Genomic DNA, 13,875 nt, shown 5'->3' on the forward strand with positions numbered 1-13,875 from the left:
AACATAAATAGCCCTATGATGGCGGAGGTAGTTAATGGAATCCTTAGACTAAATCCGACATAAAAAACCTTAAAAAATTTCTACATAAATAGGAGAAAAATATGACAAGTCAATCTATAGATATTACCGTTTCTGGAAATCACTTACCTACTCTCCAAGACTACTTGAGACAGGATATTCTAGTGTCCAAAAAGCTACTGCATGAAATTCGCATGTCAAAATTAGTTACAGTAAATAAAGAAATCCCTGTATGGACGCAACCACTTCAACAAGGAGACCTCATTTCTATTCCAATTTTTCCAGAGAATATCGAACCATCAGCCTCCAATCTCGCAATTCAGGTTTTATTTGAAAATGAGCATCTATTAATAATCAATAAATCTGCTGGAGTAGAAACCCACCCAAGTTCTGTAGAAGTACAGGAATCCCTTGCAAATGGAGTAGCTTACTATTTTAAAGAAAAAGGCATTCATGCAAAGGTACGCCACACGCATCGTCTAGATAAAGATACAAGCGGTGCCATCCTTTTTGCTAAGCATGCCATCAGCGGTGCCATACTGGATAAATTATTAGAAGAACGGAAGATAAAACGGACGTATATAGCCCTAGTGGAAGGTGTTATGAAGAAAAAAGAAGGAACGATAGATACTCCGATTGGAAAGGATCGACACCATGCCACAAGAAGAAGAGTATCTCCATCAGGTCAAAAAGCTTTGACACATTATAAAGTATTGAAGGAGTTCCCAAACGAAAAATGTTCTCTTTTGAAAATAACTCTTGATACTGGGAGAACTCATCAAATTCGGGTACATATGAGCAGTATTGGTCATCCACTTTTTGGAGACAAATTATATGGTGCCACAAGTAATCATCACCGCCATAGCCTCCATGCTTGGGAGCTAAGTGTCCCGCATCCATTTACGAATTCTATCATTACTACGGTTGCTCCCTTACCCGTAGATTTTGGCCCAAAGTTTGTACAATTAACAGACTATTATTAATTTGCATTCCAAACGCAATACTAAATAGGCTTTGTGGGGAAATCGCATTTCCATAGTAAACGTGCTCTTTACTTCCATTTTAAGAGCACGTTCTGTTTAAAGTAATTCTAAAAAAGAGACTGACAAAAAGTCATTAAGCATGACTTTTTTATCAGTCCCTTCTACTATTGAACAAGGCTTTTGCGAAAAACGTAACTTGCCTTCTCATAATTCATTTTCTCTTCATAGAAACGGTGTGCGTGAACTCGGACCAACCCTGACGATAAGGTCACTTTTTCACACCCTTGTTCTCTACCTAGCTCTTCTACGTATTGCAACAGCTTTTCCCCGTAACCTTTTGACCTACCCGTATTTTTTGTCACAAGATCATAAACATAAATATGTCTTCCATCATAAAAATTGGTGAGGGTAATAATACCTGTCACTGCCACTATTTCCTCACCATCGTAGTACGCATGAAGTTCATAGCCCTCTTCGGACATCTTTTCATACGTTTGAAAGAAAAAATCATTTGTAAGATGTGGCCTTAATTCTCTTAATACTTCTAGTCCTTGCAATAGCTCTTCACGAGTTTGAAGTCTTTTCATCATTCTTCTCCACTCCTTTTATGTATAGGCTTCCACTTTTATGGCTATTACCAATATTGTACTATTTTTGTTCACAGGATTGATCTTTTTTCAAAAAATTTCAGTAAGGATTCTAGTTATAATATAATCATTGATTGGAAGGAGTGTTTTGGTTGAAAAAGATAGGTCTTTTATTAAGTATGTTTTCATTTATGCTATTAGCAGCTTGTGGAAATGCTGATAATAAAGAGAACACAAATGGAACGAATAATGCTATACCGACTATGGTTGAGGTAGAAATCAAGCTTCCTGAAAATGTAGAGCTTAATAAAGAAGTAAAGATAGAAGCGTTAGTTACTCAAGGTGACGATAATGTAGATGACGCCAATGAAGTACTTTTTGAAATTTGGAGACAAGGTCATGAAGAAGACCATGAAAAAATAGAAGCAACGAATGATGGAGAAGGAGTCTACTCCATTTCGAAAACATTTGAAGAAGACGGATTTTATTATGTGGTTGCCCATACCACTGCAAGAGACATGCATGTAATGCCACGTGTAGAATTGACGGTCGGAAACCCGGAGCCAACAGAACATGATCATGATGATCATGAAGAAACAGAACACCATGATCATCATAGTCATGGAAGTGAGCATGACAATTCTTTATCCTTAACATTCTTGCCTGAGACTTCTGTAGTCGTAAACAAGGAGACTACATTACAGACTGAGCTATCTTTAGAAGATGTTGCATTTACAGGTGCTGATGTGCGTTTTGAGATATGGCATAAAGACTCAGAAAATCATACTTTCATAGATGCTGAAGAAGTAAATGATGGAATATACGAGGCAAAAACAACCTTTGATCAAAACGGCCTGCATTATGTACAGATTCATGTGGAAAAAGATGATTTACATGAACACCAAATAGAAGAATTAGAAGTACAATAAATTTTTTGAGGTTAAATCGGTTGCTTTCATAGAGGGATTAGGGGGATTGAGAAAGATACATCGACGAAACCGTACCACTTATCGACGGTTTTTCGATTTTATCGACGAAACGACTATGTTCACTAATTTCTGCACCGTGCATCAACACAATATATAAGGTGCTACTCTCCAAAAAGAGTGGCACCTTTTTTTAGTAATAGTATGAGGTCAAAACTAATCTAGAAGATTAAAACAACCTTCACGATGACTTCTTCTTTTGCTTAACGGAGATAAACATGGCAATTCCGATTATTAGAAGTTAAAATTATCAGGATCAGAACCAACACGCTTGTTTTCATTCAAGGAATTGATTTTTTCCATCTCTTCCGCAGATAGCTCAAAATTAAAGATGTCCGCATTTTCCTTGATTCGGTGTTCTTTAACTGATTTAGGAATGGTTACTACTCCGTTTTGAAGATCCCAACGAAGAATGACTTGTGCAACCGACTTTTGATGAGCATCAGCAATTTCTTGCAACACTTCATTATCCAGAAGCTGTCCTTGCATTAATGGGGACCAAGCTTCAAATTGGATTTCGTTTTCTTTACAGAATTTCACAAGCTCCACTTGAGACAATTTAGGATGATATTCCACCTGGTTGACCATCGGCTTCACTTCAGCTATTTCAAAAATATCTTTTAGATGGTGGATATGGAAATTACTAACCCCTATCGCACGTACCTTTCCGTCTTTATAAAGCTTCTCCAACGCTTTCCAAGTGTCTACATATTTTCCTTTTACAGGCCAATGGATCAGGTAAAGATCAAGATAATCCAGACCAAGTTTTTGCATACTCTCATCAAACGCTTTTAATGTGGATTCGTATCCCTGCTCAGAGTTCCATACTTTTGATGTAATAAAAAGCTCTTCACGTGGAACATCTGATTCTTTTATTGCTTTTCCCACACCTTCTTCATTTCTGTAAACTGCTGCAGTGTCAATGCTTTTGTAACCCGCATTGATTGCCATTCGAACAGAGTTCTCCACCTGTTCTCCTTCTTCTACTTTAAATACCCCTAAACCGAACCATGGCATCTTTACTCCATTATGTAAGGTTGTGGTTGATGCTAAATTTTCCACTTTTCTCACCATCCTAATTCTAGAATACTTTTATTATGCGTTAAATAAGAGAATATGCAAATATTTTAACTCGCCAATCACCTTTTCTATTGTCCTTCTATATAAATAAAAAAAGGCTGCTTTCTAAACCTATGAGAAAGTTAGCCAAATAAAGGAGTTATATAATGGAGATATACGATTACATGATGCTGCTAAATGTATTGGCTATTATTGCCTCGGTAATGGTTGGTTATTTATATGTCTCCCTAATGGTAATGAGAAAAGGTGCTTTTTTATTTCACGCCATCATCAGCCTTTCCTTTATTGTCTTTACCTGGTTTACGACCACTAGCATTTGGTATTTTATGACCATTCAAGTAGACAGTCTCCTTTATACTAGTGGAATGTTGTTTAATATGATTACTACCATTTTTTGCACCACAGTTTATCTTGCTTACTTATCTGTGCAACGATCATATATGATAAATAAGTTCAGTAAAAAACACCAACCCCGCTAACGAGTTTACTCGGGTGGGTGTTTTTCTCTCATTATTGAAGGCTGTTTTTTATGGCAGATGCAACCTGAAGGGTTCTTTTTGTTTGATGTTTTACAGCTGATGAAACATCCTCTTTCCAATTCCCCTCCTGATCTACCGTAACACTCGTCCCATAAGGATTACCACCAGCCTCGAAAAGCGACGAATCCGTATATCCTGGAGCTGCTACTATTACCCCCCAATGGTAAAGCGTCGTATAGAGATTTAATATTGTCTGTTCTTGCCCCCCATGAGGATTACTTGCGGAAGTCATGGCACTCGCTACTTTATTAACAAGCTTACCTTCCGCCCATAACCCACCTGTTGTATCAAGAAATTGCCTCATTTGAGCAGGTACTGCCCCATATCTTGTCGGCATACTGAAAATATAGGCATCCGCCCATAATAAATCCTCTAAGTCTACTTCTGGAATATCCTTTGTTTCTTCATAGTGCTTCTTCCATTCAGGATTCGAATTAATTGCTTCTTCTGGAGCAAGCTCTTTTACTTTGAGAAGTTTTACTTCTGATCCAGCTTCTTTCGCTGCTTCTTCCGCTTTTTTCGCAAGTTTATAGTTTGTACCAGTAGAGCTGTAATAAATGATTGCCACTTTAACATCTTTAGACATAATATTTATCTCTCCTCTTTGTAAGTTTTTGAAATCGAAAGCCTTTAAAATGCATGAAGTATAATTAGCAAACATTCTCCTCATACCCTTATATGTATTCAGATACCCATTTACTTTGAAATCAAACTATCTCTATCACTTTTCACATGACGTTGGATGAGATGATTATCCTCAGATTTTGTTAAATGTGATTGCTAAAAAAAGAACCCACCAGATAACTGATGGGTAAAAAATCTACTATTCTGTTAGTTAATCGTCAATACCTGGATGTTCATCCTTATCGGGTGAGAATACCTCTCCATAATGTTTAGAAGCTTCAGCCTTCTTTACTTCACTATCACCGCCATACAAAAACAGTACAACAAACGACACGAGAACTAATAACTTTTTCATCTAACCCATCTCCTCACCTAAGAAATGTTTGTTTTTTTATTTCTCTATAGCATATTGAATAATACTGGCTGGCTTTTTTATACTTGAAAGTTTTCTCAAAGTATTGAGCCAATCTTTCTGCATAAAGGATTAAAGGCTCTTGATGCTCTTTTTCAAGAAAATAAGGCATTGCTTGCTCCTGAAAAATCTCATCGAACCTTTCAAAATCACCAGCCAATATGGATTCATGCATGGAAAAATAATATTGGTATTCGAGAGCACCTTGATGATGTTCTAAAATCTGTTTTCCTACTTGAAGCCATTTTTTACATTGTGCAACTTCACCTAATTTATCGTATTCTAAAAGGATACAATATATGGAATTTAATTTTCTTAACGGCTTATTTTCATCTTTCAATTCATAACTGTTTTTGAATTGAATGATAGCCTCCGTGTGCAGACCTTGTATGGAATAAAGCTTTCCTAAATTATGATGAATCAGTGATTTTAAATAGGTATTATTTAAAGACTCTGAAACCTTTTGGGCCAATAGGTAGCTTTCTTCTGAACGATCATATTCTCCAATCCTTCTGTAGGAAATCCCAAGAAGAATTTGGCATTCTGCACTTCTTTTAAATTCATAGGTTGCTTGAAATTCATGTAATGCTTTCGTTGTATATGTAATACTTAGAGGTACAATCATTAATTGGCTGTATGTAAGGCCAAACATGTAGTACAGATCTGCTTCCTCCGACTTTTCGAAATTGGAGTTGCGTTGTAAAAGCTTTTCAGCAGTTTTCAAATGCTTTAAGGCTTGAACAAAGTTAGTTAAACGATACTCATAGATCGAATAGAATTTTTGAAAATAATAATGCATTTGAATATCAAAGATGTCCATGAATTGCTCAAGCTTTTCAATGAGTACTTTTGCCTGATTTGTATTACGAAAATACAAGTGATAACGTAATTCAAACAAGACAAAATACATATATGTTTTCGTATTTGCTGATTGGATCCTTTTAGAAAGCTCCTCATATTTGTATTCAATTTCTTCTTTCTTATTCGAAACCATCAATTTGTACCAATCCATTATTTCTTGAAAAATAAGGTCATCCTGCTGCTCAATTAAACTAACATCTAAGCGCTCACATAATAACTTTAATACTTCCTCACTAGGAGAGGTTTGGTTATTTTCTATTTTTGATAAATAGGAGACCGATATAATTCCCTTTGCAAGCTCATCTTGTTTGAGATTTTTTTGGATGCGAAAAAATTTGATTTTACTACCGATATCCATGTTTGTTGTCTTCGCAGATGGCTGATCTAAATTTAGCATATGGACCATTCCTTCGCCGTATTCTATTTTAAAAATTCAGATTACTACAAATAGATATATTAGTCAAAAGGACTATTACTCTCGTACTCCTATTATAAAAGCTTTATCTTCCTTTGGTAACCCTTATTAGTAGTTATCTAGGCATATTTAATTAGTATTATATTCCTTTTTTTTCATTTCTACAGGAGGATTTGTTTAAACATCACTAGTTTTGACGAACGATAACTAGTTTTGTCTTTCATGAAGGGATTATTATAAGAATGTTTAATTACATTAAGAAAAGGAGGGATATGGAATGCTATTAAAAACACATGAAGTTGCAAAAGAGTTGGGTATGGCTCCTAGAACCGTCCGGAAGTGGGTCAAGGAACACGATATTCCTTGTACAAAAAATGATTATGGTCATTATGTTTATAACGCTGAAGCGATTGCCCTTCTTGAAACCTTAAAAGGAAATACCGAGACAGCGGGAACTTTAGATTTATTTGCGAATGGAAGTATGGAAAAAAACAGAGAAGTATCCTCCCCCTATAACCAACAGGATAAAAAAATAAAGATATTAACAGAAAGAATTATGAGAACGGAACAACTACTACAACAAAAAGCAGATGAAGTAGTATCCTACCAGCTCCTACAGCAGCGAAAAGAGATTGAAGAGTTGACTCAAAAAGTAGAGATTTTAGAAGAGATGCTAAATGATGTTCAAGTAAAACCAACTACCAAACAAGAAACCTCTCATTTTTTCAATCAAGAGCCTCCATTTAAAAACAAACGCAAAAATGTGTTCCGAGCTATTTTTGGATTATAAGAAAAGCTCAAGCTCCTCTTTCAAATACGACAAGCTATTGCGAGGAAGCGAGAAGGAGGGTTTCTTTTCTTTTTTGCGTATTAGCTTATGACCAATGCATAACACCAATATTAGCAAAGCTGACCATTATTCGTACTGGTCAGCTTTCTTTTTTTAATAGATCTAGGACCATTGTATATTCATTTATTAACAGGATTTGATCCTTTTCGCTTAGAGAGGAAAGGAGAATTCGTTTAATAGCCAGTATATATTTTTCATGAGGCTGTTTTCTAATGCGAGGATGTGTCATTTCATCCTTTAATTCCTTTTGGATTGCCATCTGAAGGACATCTGTACCCACACTGTCTTCATTTAATGATCGATTGTTCCAGAGCTGCTTATATAAGGTGGTTAAATGGTCTTGCATCAAAGAACCTCCCATTTACTGTATTTTTTCAAATTTTGTAGAATTTTCTTTTTATTTGTGATAATTTGTTAATATCAACCAAATATTTCACATCATGATAAGGGGTCAAGTAATGAACGTGCTGAAAGATATTTTACTTCAATTATTCTTTTTCATCGTCCCTTCCATACTATACTATATAATAGTTCATAAGCATCATTCCACACATTCATTATTTAAACGCCAAATCCTAGCTTTTTTGTTTTGTACAACATCTGCTATTTTCAGTATTCATTTTCCAATAGTAACTCCAGACGGATATTCTATACATTTCGCCTTCATTCCCCTCATAATAGCATTTATTTATAGTGGCTATTTAGCAGGTTTATTGACAATTGGTGCATTTTTTATGTATCCATTTTTTCTATCTGAACCTGTCAATATTCTTCATACATATGTATTAACTCCTTTGATGATAGTAGTTCCACTTTACATTCACTCCACATGGAAGTATCTTTCATCCAGACAAAAGTACACTGTTGCTTTTGTTATTTCTTGTATCATTTACTCCCTTCACACTATTGAATATCTCATTTTTAATGTGAACAGAAGTAATACAATTGGTGATACTCTTTTTCAAATACTATGGACATGTACCATTATCGTTTGCTTTACCATGCTTATTATATATTTAGTAGAATTTTTATGTGGCTTTGAAGAAATGCAGATTCAGTTAAAGAAACTGAGAAAGCTATCCCACCTAAATGAACTCGCAAATGAGGTAACACTAGAGGTAAATAAACCATTAACGATTGTAAAAGGGTTTGCGCAGTTACTAGGTATTCAACCCAATCAAGTAAATAAAGAGTATGTTCCTATTATTTTGACTGAATTGAGCCGTGCAGAAAGGATTTTCAATTCTTATTTGAAACTTGCCCAGGTAGAAGCACCTCCTTCTGGATACATATCCTCGAGTAAATTGTTGGAGAATGTAATCGATGAATTATATATTTATGCCAAGAATAATAATGTAACGATACATGTAAACAGTAAGCGAAGTTGGGGTGTTAAGGGGAATATGCAGATACTATCTGAATCAATTATTACAATACTTAAATATTGTATTGATTTCCATTCCGGAGAAATGAGAAATTTATCTATTAACCATTACCTTTATCATAACGAAGTAACATACGAAGTAAACTTTCCTAAAGGAGTTAAGATGAAAGAGAATTTTCTAACCCTACGTCACTTATCTACTTTAATAGGCAGTAAAACAGATCAATCTCTATATTCTGCTTACACTTTAGTGTTAGCACATGGAGGAGATGTCACACTCAAAAGAAAAATATGGAGAAAATCCATGATAATTTCACTGCCTGCACATAGTTTGAAATCGTAATTTACTGCATGGCAACCTGTCAACTTGAACTAACATGAAGCTCGTGACAATCTCTTTATCAACATTAGGTTTTCAACCAATATGTTAGTTCAAAGTTCAGAATCCGGCTTTTTAACGGTTTAATAGCAACAATCTTTTGGTAATAAGCCGTAATAGTAAAGGAACAACTTAGATTACGTAATAAAAGAAAATTATACGCTTAGTAAATAGCCTAAATAAAATCCCAAAATAGAACCGGCAATGCTTAAAACAATATAGAATGATGCAATTTTGTATTGTTTGTCCAACATTAATTGAACTGCTTCAACACTGAAAGTAGAGAAAGTCGTAAATGCACCCAACATGCCAATCCCAAAGATTTTATAAGTTGGATTTTGATACAAACTAGTTTCTTGTGGCAAAATTGCTATAAGAAAACCTAAAAGAAAAGAACCGATAATATTAACAAATAAAATGGCTATTGGAAGAGTTTGATTCGGGAATTTTTTCATAATAACGAGTCCAATCAGATATCTAAAGCATGAACCAAAGCCACCCCCAATCGCCAATAATAGGGTCATATACATTAGTCACTCTCCATACGCCGTATCATATTACTAGTGCATAAAAGCAAATTTCCTTCCAATTATGACACCAACTACCGCACATAATATCCCACTAGCAATTGAACTAATAATATAGATAAACCCACTAAGTTTACTACTACCAAATAAATGGAATGATTCGAAAGCAAATGTAGACATTGTAGTGAAGCCTCCACAAAACCCCACCCCTAGCCCTGTTTTGAGCCAATGTATTGGTTTTTTTAGAAGAGCCCAACCTGTAAGTACACCTAGTAAAAAACTGCCTATTATATTTACAAGTAAGGTCCCAACTGGATAGCTATAACCACTTATCATTAAGTTGATACCGTAACGGAAAAGTGTTCCAATTGTCCCACCAACAAAAACCGCAAAAATGTTACCCCACATAAAACCACCTACCTGTTCATCCAAGCATGTTAAAGTAACTATAACATTGTCATACCCATTACTAAAAAAAGAGTGGATTCTAAAATGAATCCACTCCCAGTGTGTAGACAAAGGTACATTTTTATTTAAATCCATGCAATTCCCTTGTTGATCGTAGTGGAAGACGCGCAGACTCCTGCGGGAGGAAGGGACATGGGAAACCCCACAGGGCGCAGCCCGAGGAGGTTCCCGGACCGCCCGCGGAAAGCGAAGCGTCTGCAACGAAGATCAACAGTTATATACAAATCTAAAAATAATTTGGGTTTGTCAACAGTCTGAGAGTGGATTCTAAAATGAATCCACTCCTCTTTATGCGTGTAAAGCCTCTTTCTTTTGAAGAAAATATGCTCGAACAATAATTTCCACTATTTCATTCGTCATGTTTAAGTGAGCAATTGGACTGCCAGCAAGAAGCGCTTGTGTATTATTGTCTTCAAAATTGATACTTCTATCCAAGTAAGGACCGAAAACATCTATCATCCTGTTTAATTGTTCTTCCACTGGACTTAGAGTAAAACTAGTCCCTTTTTCATAGATTCCCAATGAATCAAAACCAAGATGCTGTTTTATAGTCTCCAATACCTCTCTGTTAGTAGGTGGTGAAGGATTAGTAATATTATAGATTCTATTTCTTTCCGCTTTCTTTGCTGCTAGTGTTAAAATATCTGCCACATAGTCAACAGGAACAAGGTTAGATGTTCCCTCTTTTGAACCAACCAGATGAACTTTGTCTTGATATTTCTTTCTGTCTAACCTTTTTTTAAACAATTCGAGCCCTCTCATGAAACCATATAAAGTAAAACTCGAGTCCGCTTCTCCAGTTTTGGAATCCCCAACAATAATTGCTGGCCTAAAAATAGAAATATCCATGGATTCATTAAATTTCATGACTTCATGCTCTGCAAACGCTTTGCTTTCTTCGTAAGGATTATTAAATGCTTGATTTAAATCATACAGTTTTTCCTTACCTTCATTTGAAACACCAACTGTATATGCAGTGCTTATATGAAGAAACTTTGGTACTTTAATAGTATTTGCAAAATTAATGGCATTTTTCGTTCCTTCATAATTTAATGACATTAAAGTGTCTTTAAGATCTTGATCAAATTTAACAAGTGCTGCTAAATGATAAAAAATATCAATTTTATTTGTAAGCTCTTCCATTAAATCATGTGACAGACCAAGATTAGGTTTAACAATATCCCCTTTTAGTATATGGACATTTTTTCTAAAGACTTGTGGTAAGGATGCCTTTAAAGCTTCTGCTTTGTCCAAGTTTCTTGCTAATATATAGACGGCATGCTCTTGCTCTAAGAGGTTGCAAATTAATCTTCCTCCTAGAAAACCAGTAGCACCAGTTAAAAATATATTCATTTGGGTCCTCCATTGTTGTACAGGTTTTATCATTCTACTCTGTTACAATCTTAATATAGAAATGGGTATAAATCAAAGCATGGAAGATGTGGAATCTTTTCCATGCACAAGCGAATTTACTGTTCTATACCCCAAAAGAGATGAATTACATCAAAAAACCAGCACCATTTTTTCAAAAATTGGCACTGGTTTTAGTTAGGAACCTTTTAACGCCTTTGACTTTACTGTGCAGGCTTCCATTGCCATCATAACTGCTGAACGCAAGCCATGCTTTTCAAGTATAGTTACTGCTTCAATGGTTGCCCCACCGGGAGTGCACACATTATCTTTTAATACACCTGGATGCATACCCGTTTCGAGTACCATTTTAGCTGCACCAAGAACAGCCTGTGCGGCCAGGATGTATGCCTGATCTCGGTTCATACCCTGCTTAACTGCACCATCTGCCAATGCCTCAATAAACATGTATACATACGCAGGAGAAGAACCACTTACTGCTGGAATAGTATCCATTAATTTTTCTGGGAACACTTCTGCTTTTCCAAAGCTTTCAAAAAGAACCTTAACTTCGTTCAATTCTTCTTCTTTTACGCTTTCATTGGCACAAATAGCGCTCATTCCTTCCCCAACAAGAGAAGGTGTATTTGGCATTACTCGTATTGCTTTTATTTTTTTACCAAATGCTTGTTCTAGATAATCTAAGGTAATCCCTGCAGCAATCGTAATAATGACAGTATCGATTTTTATACTATTACTCACTTCTTCAATAACCGTTTGATGCAGATCAGGCTTTACTGCCAAAATTAATATATCCGCATTCGCTGCTACTTCAACATTATTGGTAGTAGCATTAATATGAAACATATCCATTACTTTATTAACAGTTGCATCTGATTTTGCACTGGCAAATAGCTCCTCTTTTGCAACAAGACCTGATTGAATTAGTCCCCCAATAATAGCCTGGGCCATCTTTCCACAACCGATAAAACCAATTTTTTTATTTATCATCTTTGTATCACTTCCTATTCGTTCTTGTTTGATTATATAAAAAGTGTACTGGCAACGCCACTATTTGTAATACGCTCACTTTTAAAGTAATTGTGTTCACACTTTTTTATACAACCGAAAAGCCCCAATTAGTTCGAAATGAACCGATTGGGGCTTCTATCATTATGCTGAATAGACCATATCAATATTTTTTTCTATCAGCACTTTTTGAATACGATGCTTTTTCACTTCTTCAATATGAATAATGAAGCTTTCGCACTCGACCCTTTCTCCTTTTTCCGGTAAATATCCAATCATTTCGGAGATCCAACCACTTAACGTATTAGCTGTAGTTTCACCTACTGGCAGCTTTAAAAGTTCTAAAAATTCTATAACAGACAGCCTGCCATCCAACCTGAATTTTTGTTCATCTATTATTTCCACTAAATTTTCATTTTTATCATGTTCATCCCATATTTCACCAACAATTTCCTCAATGATATCTTCTATTGTAATAATCCCAGCAGTTCCACCATACTCATCTAACACGATTGCCAAATGGTTTTGTGATGTTTGCAGTTCCTTTAATAAATTGGATACCTTGGCGGAACCGTAAACAAAAAATGGATTTCTGGCAATGTCTATTGGAGAAAAATGGGGACTAATGACATATTGAGCAAAAAAGTTCCGATATGAAATAACACCAGTAATATTATCTATGGACTCTTCATATAAAGGCAATCTTGAAAATTGCTCTTTTATAAATATCTCTTTGATTTCTTCTATAGGCGTTTCCTTAGAAATCGCCACGACATCAGTTCTAGGCGTCAGTATATCTTTTACGACGATATCATCAAACGCTATGGCATTATGCAACAATTCTTTTTCCTGAGTGAGAAAAGTCCCTTCTTCTTCCCCGATCTCCACCAATGCCATTACATCTTCTTCCGTAACAGTTGGTTCCACTTTTTTAGTGACGAATAACCAAGTAATCGGATAAAAAAGTTTCATGACTGCCTTTAAAGAAGCAGAGTTTATAAATAGATACTTTTCTGCATTTTTATTTGCTATTGCTTTTGGCAAGAATTCTCCAAAGACAAGGGTCAATACAGTAATAATAGTAGCAGTTATTGCAATGGTACTGGAATTAGCCCCATATACCTGAATGGCCATGCTTGTAGCAATGGTCGCGAAAGCTATTTTGGCAATATTATTACCAATAATAATGGTGGAAACACTATGATCTAAATTTTCCGCCATATTCAACGACATCCTCGCTTTTGCATTGTTAGTTGCCAAACTACGCAACCGTACTTTATTAACGCTTGTAATAGCTGCTTCTGATGCTGAAAAATATGCTGTTAATATAAACAACGCCCCCAATAAAATAATCGAGTCATAGGGTATACTATCCAATTTCTC

Annotated in this window: 16 protein-coding genes; 5 read left to right on the plus strand and 11 right to left on the minus strand. The window is 35.5% G+C overall.

The window, feature by feature from the left end; all coding sequences use genetic code 11:
* Window positions 1–101: 101 nt before the first annotated feature.
* A complete protein-coding gene (locus LRP81_RS12735; RefSeq protein ID WP_230501672.1) occupies window positions 102–1,001 on the plus strand; it encodes an RluA family pseudouridine synthase in 900 nt (299 codons plus the stop codon).
* A 164-nt stretch (window positions 1,002–1,165) separates the two neighbouring features.
* On the opposite strand, the gene LRP81_RS12740 is transcribed toward LRP81_RS12735, so the two are convergent.
* Complete coding sequence (locus tag LRP81_RS12740; protein WP_317987071.1) at window positions 1,166–1,588, minus strand: GNAT family N-acetyltransferase; 423 nt, start codon at window positions 1,586–1,588, stop codon at window positions 1,166–1,168.
* A gap of 152 nt (window positions 1,589–1,740) precedes the next feature.
* On the opposite strand from LRP81_RS12740, the gene LRP81_RS12745 reads away from it, so the two are divergent.
* On the plus strand, window positions 1,741–2,517 hold the full coding sequence (locus LRP81_RS12745; RefSeq protein ID WP_230501676.1) for a FixH family protein: 777 nt from the start codon (window positions 1,741–1,743) through the stop codon (window positions 2,515–2,517).
* Between the two features lie 291 nt (window positions 2,518–2,808).
* On the opposite strand, the gene LRP81_RS12750 is transcribed toward LRP81_RS12745, so the two are convergent.
* Window positions 2,809–3,591: an aldo/keto reductase gene (locus LRP81_RS12750; protein WP_230501744.1), complete on the minus strand. Its 783-nt coding sequence runs from the start codon at window positions 3,589–3,591 to the stop codon at window positions 2,809–2,811.
* Between the two features lie 209 nt (window positions 3,592–3,800).
* Here LRP81_RS12750 and LRP81_RS12755 point away from each other — a divergent pair, with 209 nt between their 5' ends.
* Entirely contained in the window at window positions 3,801–4,133 is a 333-nt protein-coding gene (locus LRP81_RS12755; protein ID WP_230501677.1) for a hypothetical protein, read from the plus strand.
* A gap of 31 nt (window positions 4,134–4,164) precedes the next feature.
* On the opposite strand, the gene wrbA is transcribed toward LRP81_RS12755, so the two are convergent.
* The 3 genes from wrbA to LRP81_RS12770 all read right to left on the minus strand — a co-directional run bounded on the left by wrbA (window position 4,165) and on the right by LRP81_RS12770 (window position 6,487).
* Complete coding sequence (wrbA, locus tag LRP81_RS12760) at window positions 4,165–4,779, minus strand: NAD(P)H:quinone oxidoreductase (RefSeq protein WP_230501679.1); 615 nt, start codon at window positions 4,777–4,779, stop codon at window positions 4,165–4,167.
* Between the two features lie 249 nt (window positions 4,780–5,028).
* The gene (locus LRP81_RS12765; RefSeq protein ID WP_230501681.1) at window positions 5,029–5,172 is read right to left on the minus strand and encodes a hypothetical protein; all 144 of its coding nucleotides are present in this window, start codon (window positions 5,170–5,172) and stop codon (window positions 5,029–5,031) included.
* Window positions 5,173–5,185: 13 nt separating this feature from the next.
* Entirely contained in the window at window positions 5,186–6,487 is a 1,302-nt protein-coding gene (locus LRP81_RS12770) for a helix-turn-helix transcriptional regulator (RefSeq protein ID WP_230501683.1), read from the minus strand.
* Window positions 6,488–6,782: 295 nt separating this feature from the next.
* Between LRP81_RS12770 and LRP81_RS12775 the strand changes: the two genes are divergently transcribed.
* The gene (locus LRP81_RS12775) at window positions 6,783–7,295 is read left to right on the plus strand and encodes a MerR family transcriptional regulator (protein WP_230501685.1); all 513 of its coding nucleotides are present in this window, start codon (window positions 6,783–6,785) and stop codon (window positions 7,293–7,295) included.
* Between the two features lie 139 nt (window positions 7,296–7,434).
* On the opposite strand, the gene LRP81_RS12780 is transcribed toward LRP81_RS12775, so the two are convergent.
* On the minus strand, window positions 7,435–7,701 hold the full coding sequence (locus tag LRP81_RS12780; protein ID WP_230501687.1) for a hypothetical protein: 267 nt from the start codon (window positions 7,699–7,701) through the stop codon (window positions 7,435–7,437).
* 112 nt (window positions 7,702–7,813) lie between these two features.
* On the opposite strand from LRP81_RS12780, the gene LRP81_RS12785 reads away from it, so the two are divergent.
* The gene (locus LRP81_RS12785; protein ID WP_230501689.1) at window positions 7,814–9,082 is read left to right on the plus strand and encodes a histidine kinase dimerization/phospho-acceptor domain-containing protein; all 1,269 of its coding nucleotides are present in this window, start codon (window positions 7,814–7,816) and stop codon (window positions 9,080–9,082) included.
* 191 nt (window positions 9,083–9,273) lie between these two features.
* On the opposite strand, the gene crcB is transcribed toward LRP81_RS12785, so the two are convergent.
* The 5 genes from crcB to LRP81_RS12810 form a co-directional block, all read right to left on the minus strand.
* On the minus strand, window positions 9,274–9,648 hold the full coding sequence (gene crcB, locus LRP81_RS12790; protein WP_230501692.1) for a fluoride efflux transporter CrcB: 375 nt from the start codon (window positions 9,646–9,648) through the stop codon (window positions 9,274–9,276).
* Between the two features lie 30 nt (window positions 9,649–9,678).
* The gene (locus LRP81_RS12795) at window positions 9,679–10,188 is read right to left on the minus strand and encodes a fluoride efflux transporter FluC (RefSeq protein WP_230501694.1); all 510 of its coding nucleotides are present in this window, start codon (window positions 10,186–10,188) and stop codon (window positions 9,679–9,681) included.
* A gap of 213 nt (window positions 10,189–10,401) precedes the next feature.
* Window positions 10,402–11,466, minus strand: coding sequence for an SDR family oxidoreductase (locus LRP81_RS12800; RefSeq protein WP_230501696.1), 1,065 nt, complete (start codon window positions 11,464–11,466; stop codon window positions 10,402–10,404).
* Window positions 11,467–11,661: 195 nt separating this feature from the next.
* Window positions 11,662–12,474 carry a pyrroline-5-carboxylate reductase gene (gene proC / locus LRP81_RS12805; protein ID WP_399207663.1) on the minus strand — a complete coding sequence of 271 codons (813 nt, stop codon included), beginning with the start codon at window positions 12,472–12,474 and terminating at the stop codon, window positions 11,662–11,664.
* Window positions 12,475–12,636: 162 nt separating this feature from the next.
* On the minus strand, window positions 12,637–13,869 hold the full coding sequence (locus LRP81_RS12810; protein WP_230501698.1) for a hemolysin family protein: 1,233 nt from the start codon (window positions 13,867–13,869) through the stop codon (window positions 12,637–12,639).
* Between the last annotated feature and the right edge of the window lie 6 nt (window positions 13,870–13,875).

It is taken from the genome of Sutcliffiella rhizosphaerae, assembly GCF_917563925.1.
GTDB classification, from domain to species: Bacteria; Bacillota; Bacilli; order Bacillales; family Bacillaceae_I; genus Sutcliffiella_A; species Sutcliffiella_A rhizosphaerae.